The 12,877-nt window shown below is 71.8% G+C and carries 7 protein-coding genes; 1 reads left to right on the top strand and 6 read right to left on the bottom strand.

Going from position 1 to position 12,877, the window contains the following annotated elements; genetic code table 11:
- Positions 1–10: 10 nt before the first annotated feature.
- Positions 11–2,101: a phosphate acetyltransferase gene (gene pta / locus ACWFQ8_RS01260; protein WP_453784111.1), complete on the bottom strand. Its 2,091-nt coding sequence runs from the start codon at positions 2,099–2,101 to the stop codon at positions 11–13.
- A 323-nt stretch (positions 2,102–2,424) separates the two neighbouring features.
- On the opposite strand from pta, the gene ACWFQ8_RS01255 reads away from it, so the two are divergent.
- Positions 2,425–3,450, top strand: a complete 1,026-nt coding sequence (locus ACWFQ8_RS01255; protein WP_453784110.1) for an ATP-dependent 6-phosphofructokinase — start codon at positions 2,425–2,427, stop codon at positions 3,448–3,450.
- Between the two features lie 126 nt (positions 3,451–3,576).
- On the opposite strand, the gene ACWFQ8_RS01250 is transcribed toward ACWFQ8_RS01255, so the two are convergent.
- From ACWFQ8_RS01250 to ACWFQ8_RS01230, 5 genes are all read right to left on the bottom strand, one after another.
- Complete coding sequence (locus tag ACWFQ8_RS01250; RefSeq protein WP_453784109.1) at positions 3,577–4,260, bottom strand: helix-turn-helix domain-containing protein; 684 nt, start codon at positions 4,258–4,260, stop codon at positions 3,577–3,579.
- 280 nt (positions 4,261–4,540) lie between these two features.
- Positions 4,541–6,871 carry a 1,4-alpha-glucan branching enzyme gene (gene glgB, locus ACWFQ8_RS01245; protein ID WP_453784108.1) on the bottom strand — a complete coding sequence of 777 codons (2,331 nt, stop codon included), beginning with the start codon at positions 6,869–6,871 and terminating at the stop codon, positions 4,541–4,543.
- Positions 6,868–8,442: a maltokinase N-terminal cap-like domain-containing protein gene (locus tag ACWFQ8_RS01240; RefSeq protein ID WP_453784107.1), complete on the bottom strand. Its 1,575-nt coding sequence runs from the start codon at positions 8,440–8,442 to the stop codon at positions 6,868–6,870. The genes glgB and ACWFQ8_RS01240 overlap by 4 nt, the downstream gene beginning before the upstream one ends.
- Before the next feature lie 159 nt (positions 8,443–8,601).
- The gene (gene treS / locus ACWFQ8_RS01235) at positions 8,602–10,311 is read right to left on the bottom strand and encodes a maltose alpha-D-glucosyltransferase (RefSeq protein WP_453784106.1); all 1,710 of its coding nucleotides are present in this window, start codon (positions 10,309–10,311) and stop codon (positions 8,602–8,604) included.
- Positions 10,308–12,302 (bottom strand): maltotransferase domain-containing protein, encoded by a 1,995-nt coding sequence (locus tag ACWFQ8_RS01230; RefSeq protein ID WP_453784105.1) that lies wholly within the window; start codon positions 12,300–12,302, stop codon positions 10,308–10,310. The genes treS and ACWFQ8_RS01230 overlap by 4 nt, the downstream gene beginning before the upstream one ends.
- Between the last annotated feature and the right edge of the window lie 575 nt (positions 12,303–12,877).

Raw genomic sequence — 12,877 nt, 5'->3', positions numbered from 1 at the left:
AAGGAAGGGGTCAGGCGGTGGCGGTGGGCGCCGGCGCGCCCTGTGCCTGGATCGCGGTGATGGCCACGGTGGTGACGATGTCCTGGACGAGGGCACCGCGCGAGAGGTCGTTGACCGGCTTGCGCAGGCCCTGGAGCACCGGACCGACCGCGACGGCGCCCGCCGACCGCTGCACGGCCTTGTAGGTGTTGTTGCCCGTGTTGAGGTCGGGGAAGATCAGCACCGTGGCGCGGCCCGCCACCTCGGACCCGGGCAGCTTCGTCGCGGCGACCGAGGGCTCCACGGCGGCGTCGTACTGGATCGGACCCTCGATCAACAGGTCGGGGTGCCGCGCCCGGACGATCTCGGTGGCCTTGCGGACCTTGTCCACGTCCGCGCCCGAGCCGGAGGTGCCGGTCGAGTACGAGAGCATCGCGATCCGCGGCTCGACACCGAAGGCGGCGGCGGTGGCCGCCGACTGGACGGCGATGTCGGCGAGCTGCTCCGCGTCCGGGTCCGGATTGACCGCGCAGTCCCCGTAGACGAGGACCCGGTCGGCCAGGCACATGAAGAAGACCGAGGAGACGATGGACGCCTCCGGCTTCGTCTTGATGATCTCGAACGCCGGGCGGATGGTCGCGGCGGTGGAGTGCACCGAGCCCGAGACCATGCCGTCGGCCAAGCCCTCCTGGACCATCAGGGTGCCGAAGTAGTTGACGTCGGTGACCACGTCGTTGGCCAGCTCGACGGTCATCCCCTTGTGGGCGCGGGCCCGGGCGTAGTACTCGGCGAAGCGTTCCCGCAGCGGGGACTTCGCCGGGTCGATGAGCTGCGCGCCCGAGATGTCGACGCCGAGGTCGGCGGCCTTCTTCAGGATCGCCGGCTCCTCGCCCAGCAGGGTCAGGTCGCACACCCCCCGGCGCAGCACCACGTCCGCGGCGCGCAGCACCCGCTCCTCGGCGCCCTCGGGCAGCACGACGCGGCGCCGCTCGGAGCGGGCGCGCTCCAGGAGCTCGTGCTCGAACATCATCGGGGTGACGCGCTCCGAGCGGGCCACCGACAGCAGGTCGCGCAGCTCGCCGGTGTCCACGTGCCGCTCGAAGAGGCCCAGGGCGGTCTCCAGCTTGCGCGGGGTCGCCGAGTTCAACCGGCTCTGGAGCGAGAAGAGTTCGGCGGCGGTCGGGAAGCTGTTGCCGGCCACCGACACCACCGGCGTGCCGGGCGCGAGCTTCGAGGCGAGCGTCAGGATGTCCCGGCCCGGCCGCTCGTTGAGCGTCAGCAGCACCCCGGCGATCGGCGGGGTGCCCGAGGTGTGCGCGGCCAGCGCGCCGATGACCAGGTCCGAGCGGTCCCCGGGGGTGACCACCAGGCAGCCCGGGGTCAGCGCGTTCAGGAAGTTGGGCAGCATGGCGCCGCCGAAGACGAAGTCCAGGGCGTCGCGCGCCAGCCCGGCGTCGTCGCCGAGGAGCACCTCGCCGCCGAGGGCCCGGGTGATCTGGGCGACGGTGGGGGCCGAGAGCGACTTGTCGTCGGGCAGGACGTAGCAGGGCACGGGGAGCCGGGCGCCCAGGCGCTCGGCTATGGTGTCGCGGTCCTCCGCGGCGACCCGGTTGACCACCATCGCCGCCACGTGGCAGCCCAGGCTCTCGTACGCGCGGTAGGCGTTGCGGGCCTCGGCGCGCACCGCCTCCGCGGGGTGCTTCGTGCCGCCCACCACGGGCACGACCAGGGCGCCCAGCTCATTGGCGATGCGGGCGTTGAGCGCCAGCTCGTCGGGAAGGTTGGTGTCGGCGTAGTCGGTGCCGAGGACGAGCATGACGTCGTAGTCGCGGGCCACCCGGTGGTAGCGGTCGACGAGCCGGGAGACCAGCTCGTCGGTACCCTTCTCCGCCAGGATGGCCGAGGCCGCCTGGTACTCCATGCCGTAGGCCGTCGCGGCGTCCTGCTCGATCCGGTAGCGCGCCTTGAGCAGGTCGAAGAGGCGGTCGGGCGCGTCGTGGAGCAGCGGCCGGTAGACGCCGACCCGGCCCGTCTGCCGAGTGAGGAGCTCCATGATCCCCAGCTCGACGACCTGGCGGCCGTCCCCCCGTTCGATACCGGTCACGTACACGCTGCGCGTCACGCGTGCTCTCCGTCCCTCATGAGGTGAATGGTGCATATCGGTGCCGCCCCGCCCCGCCGCGCGGCGAGCCGATGGTGCTGCTCCTGACCCGGTTGGTACGGGCTTGCCCTCTTGACAATACCTCCGACGCTGGATATGACGCCCGCCGGAGAAAGGTCCTGCCGGGAGGGTCCAACGGCCTGCGCGGATGAGCATCACAAAGCGCGGCGCACCCCCGGCGCGTGGAACAATCGGACACGCTTCATCAATACGCCCTTCATATGTACGGCTGTCCGCCCGCCCGCGTACGGCCAGGTACGACCAGGAGCAGGAGACACAGCACGATGCGAATCGGAGTTCTCACCGCAGGCGGCGACTGCCCGGGCCTCAACGCTGTCATCCGGTCGGTCGTACACCGGGCCCTGGTCGGCCACGGGGACGAGGTCATCGGTTTCGAGGACGGTTTCAAGGGCCTCCTCGACGGCAACTACCGCCCCCTCGACATCAACGCGGTCAGCGGAATCCTGGCCCGGGGCGGCACGATCCTGGGCTCCGCCCGGATGGAGCGCGCCCGTCTGCACGAGGCCGCGGAGAACGCCCGGGAACTGTCCCGGCGCTACGGCATCGACGCCCTCATCCCGATCGGCGGCGAGGGCACGCTGACCGCCGCCCGGATGCTGTCGGACGCCGGGATGCCCGTCGTGGGCGTACCCAAGACCATCGACAACGACATCTCCTCCACCGACCGCACCTTCGGCTTCGACACCGCGGTCATGGTCGCCACCGAGGCCATCGACCGGTTGAAGACCACCGCCGAGTCGCACCAGCGCGTCATGGTGGTCGAGGTCATGGGCCGCCACGCCGGCTGGATCGCGCTGGAGTCCGGCATGGCCGGCGGCGCCCACGGCATCTGCCTGCCCGAGCGCCCCTTCGAGGTGGACGCCCTGGTGAAGATGGTCGAGGAACGGTTCGCCCGCGGCAAGAAGTTCGCCGTCATCTGCGTCGCCGAGGGTGCTCACCCGGCCGAGGGCTCCATGCCGTACGAGAAGGGCGCCATCGACCAGTACGGGCACGAGCGCTTCGCCGGCATCGGCAACCGCCTCGCGGTCGAGCTGGAGCGGCGCCTGGGCAGCGAGGCCCGCCCGGTCATCCTCGGCCACGTCCAGCGCGGCGGCACCCCCACCGCGTACGACCGCGTCCTGGCGACCCGCTTCGGCTGGCACGCCGTCGAGGCCGTCCACCGGGGCGACTTCGGAAACATGACCGCCCTGCGCGGCACCGACATCGTGATGGCCCCGCTGGCCTCGGCCGTCACCGAGCTCAAGACCGTCCCCGACACCCGCATGTACGAGGCCGAGTCGGTCTTCTGACCCGCCGCGGGGCACGCCGCCCGGCCCCTTCCGGCCGGGACGTCCGGCCCCGCTCCGGCGCCGGACGTTCCGGGGCCCTCCCGGCGCGGACACCTCCGCGGGACGGGCCGGCGCCCCGGACGAGCCCTACGCCGCACCGCCGGCGATGTTCCAGAAGCGTTCCACGATGTCCGCGAGGAACTCCCGTCCCGAGTCGCCGCTGCCCGCCTCGCCCTGGCCGCCGCCCCAGCTGAGGGTCGCCACCATCCGCGACTGGTACTCCCCGTGCAGCTGCTCCAGCACCCGCTCCAGGTGCGCCTTGGGAATCGGGAGCAGTTTGGAGAGCGGCTTCACGTACGCCTGCCAGCGGGTGGTGACCGCGCTGCGCAGGGTCTCCGCGAGCTCCTCCTGCTTGCCCGTCGCGGTGACGAACTGGGACAGCGTCAGGCCCAGCAGGGTGGCGAGCGCGGCGGACTGGCGTTCGTTGCCCTTCCAGCGCCCGGTGTCCTCCATCCTCTGGTACGCGTTCGCGTCCAGCCCGACGCGCCGGGCGAGCTCGTCGGCGGCCAGCCCCCGGGCCAGCCGGTGCTCCCGCAGGGTGACCGGTTCGGCCAGCAGCTCTCCGGGCGAACACCACAGGACGCCGGCGAGGGCCGTGAGCTCCGCCGAGGAGGGCGATATCTCGCCACGCTCCCAGGCCATCACGGTCTCGGGTGTGACGAGCAGGCCGTACTGGGCGCCGAGGCCATAAGCGACATGACCGGGAGCCATGCCCAGGGCCGCGCGGAGACGACGCGCGGCGGGGGCATTGAAAGGTGGGCTGGAGTGCACACGGCACACCGTAGAAGTGGCCAGGGCAGTCCGCCTACAGACCAAACAAACAAGCCCATAACTCGTAGGAAAGTCCTATGGAATGAGGGCCATTTGTCGGTATTCTCGGCGACTGTCCGGTAACCGGTACATCGGAAGATCCCTTCACTTCGTACGGTTCCAGCCAAAACCCGCCCGCGCAAGACCTCCGACGCACCTCGTGGCACCTGAACCGCCCGTCCCCGCGGTCCCTGATCCGTGAGGGGCCCCCGCACACGGGTAGCGAGGGCCCCGCGTCCTCCTACTGCGGCCTGAACCAGAGCGTCGCCAGCGGCGGCAGGGTCATCCGCAGGCTCGCCGGCCGGCCCTGCGCCGGAACCGGCTCCGGGCGCAGCGGCTGCGCGTGGTGCACCCCGCTGCCGCCGTAGACCTCGTGGTCGGTGTTGAGGACCTCCCGCCACAGCCGGACCTCCTCGGGGACCCCGATCCGGTACCCGTGCCGGACCACCGGCGAGAAGTTCGACACCGCCAGCAGCTGCGAGCCGTCCTGCGCGTAGCGCAGGAACGCGAAGACGTTGTCGTCCGCCGCGTCCGCCTCCACCCAGGCGAAGCCCTCCGGAACGGAGTCCCGCTCCCACAGCGCGGGCGCCGCCGCGTAGGTGCGGTTCAGGTCGCCGACCAGCCGGCGCACCCCCTGGTGGTCGGCCGCCGCCGGGTAGGAGGGGTCCAGCAGCCACCAGTCCGGCCCGTGCGCCTCCGACCACTCCGCGCCCTGGGCGAACTCCTGCCCCATGAAGAGGAGCTGCTTGCCGGGATGGGCCCACATGAAGCCCAGGTAGGCCCGGTGCGAGGCCCGCCGCTGCCACCAGTCCTCCCCGGGCATCCTCGACACCAGCGAACCCTTGCCGTGCACCACCTCGTCGTGCGAGATCGGCAGCACGTAGTTCTCACTGAAGGCGTAGATCATCCCGAAGGTCATGTCGTGGTGGTGGTACTTGCGGTGCACCGGCTCCTTCGACATGTAGCGCAGCGTGTCGTGCATCCAGCCCATGTTCCACTTCAGGCCGAAGCCGAGCCCGCCCGCGTCCGTCGGCCGGGTCACGCCGTTCCACGCCGTGGACTCCTCCGCGATGGTGACCACGCCCGGGCAGCGCCGGTACACGGTGGCGTTCATCTCCTGGAGCAGCGACACCGCGTCCGGGTTCTCCCGCCCGCCGTGCTCGTTCGGCGACCACTCGCCCTCGGCGCGCGAGTAGTCGAGGTAGAGCATCGAGGCCACCGCGTCCACGCGCAGCCCGTCCACGTGGAACTCCTCGCACCAGTACACGGCGTTGGCGACGAGGAAGTTGCGGACCTCCTTGCGCCCGTAGTCGAACTCCAGCGTCCCCCAGTCCGGGTGCGCGGCCCGCCTCGGGTCCTGGTGCTCGTACAGCGGCCGGCCGTCGAACTCCGCGAGCGCCCACTCGTCGCGCGGGAAGTGGGCCGGCACCCAGTCGACGATCACCCCGATCCCGGCCAGGTGCAGCGCGTCCACGAGGAAGCGGAAGTCGTCCGCGCCGCCCATCCGCGAGGTCGGCGCGTAGTAGCCGGTGACCTGGTAGCCCCACGAACCCCCGAAGGGGTGCTCGGCCACCGGCATAAGCTCCACGTGCGTGAAGCCCAGCTCCTTCACGTACGCCGGGAGCTGCTCCGCCAGCTGCCGGTACGAGAGCCCGGGCCGCCACGACGCCAGGTGCACCTCGTACACCGAGAAGGGGGCCTGGTGCGGGGGCCGGGCACCGCGCTCGGCCATCCAGGCGCGGTCCTGCCAGACGTACGAGGAGGCGGTGACCACCGAGGCCGTCGCCGGCGGGACCTCCGCCGCGCGCGCCATCGGGTCGGCGCGCAGCGTGTGGCTGCCGTCGGGCCGCGTGATGTCGTACTTGTACAGGGTGCCCGCGCCCAGACCCGGCAGGAACAGCTCCCACACACCGGTCGAGCCGAGCGAGCGCATCGGGTACGCGGCCGCGTCCCAGTACGAGAAGTCCCCGCAGACGCGGACCCCCTGGGCGTTCGGCGCCCACACCGTGAACCGGGTGCCGGCCACGCCCTGGTGCTCCATCGGCTCGGAGCCGAGCGCCTTCCACAGCTGCTCGTGGCGTCCCTCACCGATCAGGTGCAGGTCCAGCTCGCCGAGGGCCGGCAGGAACCGGTAGGGGTCGTGGACCTCCGTCTCGACCCCGTCGTACGTCACGAGCAGCCGGTAGTCCGGCACCTCGGCGAGCGGCAGCAGCCCGGTGAACAGCCCGTCGCCGTCGTCGTGGAGCTCGGCCCGCAGCCCCTTGGCGAGGACGGTCACCGCCTTGGCGTACGGGCGCAGCGCGCGGAGGACGACCCCGCCGCGCTCGGTGTGCGCGCCCAGCACGGAGTGCGGATCGTGGTGACGGCCCTCCAGCAGCCGGGCCCGTTCAGCGGCCTCCAGCGCCGGCGCCTGCCGGACCCCGTGCGCGGGCGCCGTCCGGGCGCGCGGTGCCTGGGTTCTGCGCACGGCCGCGGCGGGCGCGGCGGGGGCCGGGGCCGTGGCCATGTCCGGGTCCGGGGCCGGGGCCGGGGAGGACGCGGTGGTGGAGGGGGACTGACGAGCGGCGCTCACGTGGGCGGCCTCCTAGGCGGCTGCGGGCGGGGACGGGGGGAGGTGGAGGGGGAGAAGCCTTCGCCGGGGGAGGCCCCGGGGCCGGCGCCCGGTCCCGGAGCGGGACCCTGGCCGTGCCCGGTGCCGAGCCCCGTCCCGAGTCCGGAGCTCGTCCGGTGGGACCGGGCCGGGCGAGTGGTGGGCGCCGGACCGGGCGCGGCCCGGCCGAAGCTCCGGTCCGCGCCGGCGGCGAGCCGCCGGATCGCTGCCATCGGGACGTGCAGCCAGTCGGGGCGGTGCCGGAACTCGTACCGGGCCTCGTACACCGCCTTGTCGGTCTCGTACGCGCGCAGCAGTACGGGATCCTCGCGCGGGTCCCGGCCCGTCGTGCGGGCGTAGCCCTCGCAGAAGGCGGCCCGGCAGTCGTCGGCCCAGGCGGGCGCGAAGGGGCGGTGCGAGCGGGCGGCGTAGTCGAAGGAACGCAGTATCCCGGCGATGTCGCGGACCGCCGGCTCCGGCCGGCGCCGGTCCGCCAGCGGCCGGGCCGGCTCGCCCTCGAAGTCGATCAGCGACCAGCTGCCGTCCAGGGTGCGCAGGGTCTGGCCCAGGTGCAGGTCCCCGTGGATCCGCTGGGCGGACACCCCCGCGCCGCGTGAGGCGGCCAGTGCGTCGAAGGCCCCCCGCAGCCCCGCTTCGTAGGGCCGCAGCGCCGCCACCTCGCGGGCGGTGGCGGCGAGGCGCGCCGTCATCCCTGCGGCGAGCCGCGCGGTCTGCTCCGGGCCCAGCGCGACGGTCGGCAGCGCCCCGGCCAGCGCGCTGTGCACCTCGGCGGTGGCCCGGCCCAGCGCGTGCGCCTCGGCGGTGAAGTCGGCCCCGGCGCCGAGCCGGCGCAGCGCGAGCTGCCAGCCGTCGTCGGAGCCGCGCAGGTAGGGCTGGAGGACGCCCAGCGTCAGTGGTTCGCTGCCGGGCAGCGCCGCCTCGTACCAGGCGACGGGCGCCGGGACCCGGGCGCAGCCCGCGGCGGCCAGCGCCCTGGGCAGTTCCAGATCCGGGTTGACCCCGGGGCCGACCCGGCGGAACACCTTGAGGATGAACGAATCTCCGTAGATCAGGGACGAGTTCGTCTGCTCCCCGGACAGCGGGCGCGGCAGCAGTCCGGCCGGGACCGAGGCGTCCGGATCCCGGTCGAAGCGCAGCGGCCCGAGAGCGCCGGGGGAGCGCAGCCGCTCCAGCAGCATGGCCGCGAGCCGGGGATCGCCCAGCGCCTCGTACACCGCCCGGCCCGCGTAAGGGCCCTCCTCGGCGTGGCCGATCAGCGCCGGCGCGAGGGCGGGCGGCAGTGACGGCCGGATGCCCAGCAGGAGTTGGTAGCAGTCCCCGTCCACGTCGAGGAGCAGGTGCAGCAGCCCGGGCGAGGAGCCCGGGGGCAGTAGTTCGGCCGCCGATACGGTGCCGAGCCTGCTGATGGCCCGGCCCTTGCCCGCGAACCAGCGTTGGGCGGGCAGCCAGGCCCGCAGCATCGGTTCGAGTGCGCCGACCCCGGCGACCGGGTCGGCCGTCAGCCGGCTCCGGGCGGATGCAGCCTCCGACATGGCGTCGCGTCCTTTCCCCGGGCCGTCACAGAATGCGCAGAGTGTCCCGGATGCGCGGCAGTTGCTTCTCCGGTAGTGCGAGTGTCGGGTCAGGATGATCCGTACAGGGCGGGCGATTGACCCATTCGCGTGCTGCCCGCCCCGTACCCGGCCGACCCGCTAGTCGGCGGCGCGCTGCTCGGTGCGCAGCCGGAACCAGTAGAAGCCGTGTCCCGCCAGGGTCAGCAGGTACGGCCATTCGCCGATCGGCGGGAAGCGCACGTCACCCGTGAGCTCCACCGGGAGCCGCCCGTTGAACGACCGCAGATCCAGCTCGGTGGGCTGCGCGAAGCGCGAGAAGTTGTGCACGCACAGCACCAGGTCGTCCCCGAACTCGCGCAGGAACGCGAGTACCGCCGGGTTGGACGAGGGCAGTTCGGTGTACGAGCCGAGTCCGAAGGCCGGGTTCGCCTTGCGGATCTCGATCAGCCGGCGGGTCCAGTGCAGCAGCGAGGAGGGCGACGCCATGGCCGCCTCGACGTTGCTGACCTGGTACCCGTAGACCGGGTCCATGATGACCGGCAGGTTCAGCCTGCCCGGATCGCATGAGGAGAAACCGGCGTTGCGGTCCGGGGTCCACTGCATCGGGGTGCGGACGCCGTCGCGGTCACCGAGCCAGATGTTGTCGCCCATGCCGATCTCGTCCCCGTAGTAGAGGATCGGCGAGCCGGGCAGGGACAGCAGCAGGGCGGTGAACAGCTCGATCTGGTTGCGGTCGTTGTCCAGGAGCGGGGCGAGCCGGCGCCGGATGCCGATGTTGGCCCGCATCCGCGGGTCCTTGGCGTACTCGGCGTACATGTAGTCGCGTTCTTCGTCCGTGACCATTTCGAGGGTCAGCTCGTCGTGGTTGCGCAGGAAGATGCCCCACTGGCAGCGGTCCGGGATCGCCGGGGTCTTGGCCAGGATCTCGGAGACCGGGTAGCGGGACTCTCTTCGGACCGCCATGAAGATGCGCGGCATGACGGGGAAGTGGAACGCCATGTGGCACTCGTCCCCGCCCTTGGCGTAGTCCCCGAAGTAGTCGACGACGTCCTCGGGCCACTGGTTGGCCTCGGCGAGCAGCACGGTGTCCGGGTAGTGGGCGTCGATCTCCGCACGGACCCGCTTGAGGAGGGTGTGGGTGCGCGGCAGGTTCTCGCAGTTGGTGCCCTCCTCCGCGTACAGGTAGGGCACGGCGTCGAGGCGGAAGCCGTCGATGCCGAGGTCCAGCCAGAAGCGCAGCGCCGAGACGATCTCCTCCACCACGGCCGGGTTCTCGTAGTTCAGGTCCGGCTGGTGCGAGAAGAAGCGGTGCCAGTAGTACTGCTTGCGTACGGGGTCGTACGTCCAGTTGGAGGTCTCGGTGTCGACGAAGATGATGCGGGCGTCCTGGTACTGCTTGTCGTTGTCGGCCCACATGTAGTAGTCGCCGTACGGTCCGTCCGGATCCTTGCGGGACTGCTGGAACCACTCGTGCTGGTCGCTCGTGTGGTTCATGACGAAGTCGATGATCACCCGCATGCCGCGGGTGTGCGCGGCGTCCACGAACTCCACGAAGTCGGCGAGGTCGCCGAACTCGGGGAGCACCGAGGTGTAGTCGGAGACGTCGTAGCCCCCGTCGCGCAGGGGTGAGGCGAAGAAGGGCGGCAGCCAGAGGCAGTCGACGCCGAGCCACTGGAGGTAGTCCAGCTTGGCGGTGAGGCCCCTGAGGTCCCCCACGCCGTCGCCGTTGCTGTCGTGGAAGGAGCGGACGAGGACCTCGTAGAAGACGGCCCGCTTGAACCAGTCGGGATCGCGGTCCTTGGCGGGGGTGTCCTCGAAGGTGTCGTGGACGGGGTCGTTGATCATCATGTGGTGGGTGACCCTCCGGTGGGCGGGGACGGTCGCAGAGCTGCCAGCACGTGCGCGGGCGTACGGCCCGGCTCTAGGCGCACGTAGTTCGCCCTGCCCCAGTGATAGGTCTCGCCGGTGAGCTCGTCGCGCACCGCGAGGGACCCGTGCCAGTCGAGGCCGAGTACCGGCATGTCCAACGAGACCGTGGCCTCCTGGGTGTGGTGCGGATCGAGGTTGACGACCACCAGTACGGAATTGGCTCCGGCGTGCTTCGAATAGGCGATCACCTGTTCGTTGTCGGTCGAATGGAAGTGGATGTCCCGCAACTGCTGGAGGGCCGGGTTGCGCCGGCGGATCCGGTTCAGGCTGGTGATGAGCGGCGCGATGGTGCGGCCCTCGCGGTCGGCGGCGGCCCAGTCCCGTGGCCGGAACTCGTACTTCTCGGAGTTCAGGTACTCCTCGCTGCCCTCCCGCACCGGAGTGTTCTCGCAGAGCTCGTAACCGGCGTAGACGCCCCAGGTGGGGGAGAGGGTCGCGGCGAGCACCGCCCGCACCTCGAACGCCGGGCGGCCGCCCCGCTGGAGGTACTCGTGGAGGATGTCGGGGGTGTTGACGAAGAAATTCGGCCGCATGACGGAGGCCGAGCGGGTGTCGGCCAGTTCGGTCAGGTACTCGGTCAGCTCGGCCTTGGTGTTGCGCCAGGTGAAGTACGTGTACGACTGCTGGAAGCCGACGGCCGCCAGCGCGCGCATCATCGCGGGGCGGGTGAAGGCCTCCGCCAGGAAGATCACGTCGGGGTCGGACTTGTTGATGTCCGCGATCACCTTCTGCCAGAAGACGACGGGCTTGGTGTGCGGGTTGTCGACCCGGAAGATGCGGACCCCGTGGTCCATCCAGTACCGCAGGATCCGGCAGGTCTCCTCGACGATGCCGGCCATGTCGGTGTCGAAGTGGACCGGGTAGATGTCCTGGTACTTCTTCGGCGGGTTCTCGGCGTACGCGATCGTCCCGTCCGCCCGGTGGCGGAACCACTCCGGGTGCTTCTCCACCCACGGGTGGTCGGGGGAGCACTGGAGCGCGAAGTCCAGCGCGATCTCCAGGCGCAGCTCGCGGGCACGGGCCACGAAGGCGTCGAAGTCCTCGATGGTGCCGAGGTCGGGGTGCACGGCGTCGTGCCCGCCCTCGGTGGAGCCGATCGCCCACGGCACGCCCGGGTCCCAACTGCCAGCGGAAAGGGTGTTGTTGGGTCCCTTGCGGTAGGTGCTGCCGATGGGGTGGACGGGCGGCAGGTACACCACGTCGAAGCCCATGGCGGCGATCGCGGGCAGGCGTTCGGCAGCGGTGCGGAAGGTCCCGCTGGCAGGCACCTCGCCGGGCTCGACCACCGCCCCCTCCGAGCGGGGGAACATCTCGTACCAGGAACCGAAGAGGGCCCGCTTGCGCTCGACCAGCAGCGGCAGCGGCTTCGCCGCGGTGACCAGCTCCCGGTACGGGCGCCGCGCGAGGGCGGCGTCCACGGCGGGGGCGAGGGCGGCCGCGTACCGCTCGGCCACCGGCCGGTCCTCGTCCCGCAGGATGTGGGCCGCCGCCAGCACGGCCTCGCGGCCGTCGCGCTTGGTGATCCGGGCGGCGGCCCGGGTGTAGAGCTCGGCGCCCTCCAGCAGCACCAGCCAGGTGTCGATCCCGGCGGGGATCTTGACCGCGGCATGGGCCCGCCACGTGGCGACCGGGTCGCTCCACGCCTCGACGGTGTACGTCCACCTCCCCTCGGTGTCGGCGGACACCCGGGCCCCCCACCGGTCGGTACCGGGGGCCAGCTCGCGCAGCGGCACGGGGGGCCTCAGCCGCCCGCTCGGATCTCGGAGGACGACATGGGCGGCGACGGCGTCGTGCCCTTCGCGGAAGACGGTGGCCGAGATCTCGAAGACCTCGTCCACGACCGCCTTGGCGGGTCTGGCGCCGCAGTCGACGGCGGGGCGGACGTCCAGCACGGGAATGCGACCGATCATGATGGGATCACCTGGGGGCAGTTCGCAGGGCTCGGTGACAACAGGCCAGCCGGTATCGCGGCTGGTAGTGCACGCTCTGTTCGCTCTGTTTCTAGCCGCTCAGTGGACGGCTGGGCTGCGGGCATGGCCGCTCCTGTCCGCGTTCACTCGGGTGGCGGGGAGAGGGGGGTGCGGGTGCGCCGTGCGTGTACGACGTGTACCCGGTCAGCCCTTCCCACTCTCGCGGCGCCCAATCCGCGCTCTCGGTCAACTACTCGTACGTAGTGGCACGGCCGCATCCGGGGCCCGGGACGACATCCGCCGGGACTCCGCCGGGTCGACCGCGACCACCCCGCGCGCGGGTGAGTGACAGCGGCGTCCCGGCCGTCCCGGGGGCCTCGTGCGCACCGCTCCGGGGGTGGGAATCCGGCGCCAGGGAGTACCGGTTTGTGGCACCGGTGGAGTTGACGGGGCCTCTCGAAACGTCCCGACGCGCCCCCGGGGCGGGTCCTTCGGCCCGGAGTCCGCCGGAGGCGCCATGGTCGGAAGCGGCGGCCGTCGCTAGCCTTCCGGGGGTGATGCGCGGGTGCACAGCG

The organism is Streptomyces sp. NPDC055254, assembly GCF_053606025.1.
This window is presented reverse-complemented; position numbering and strand designations above follow the sequence as displayed.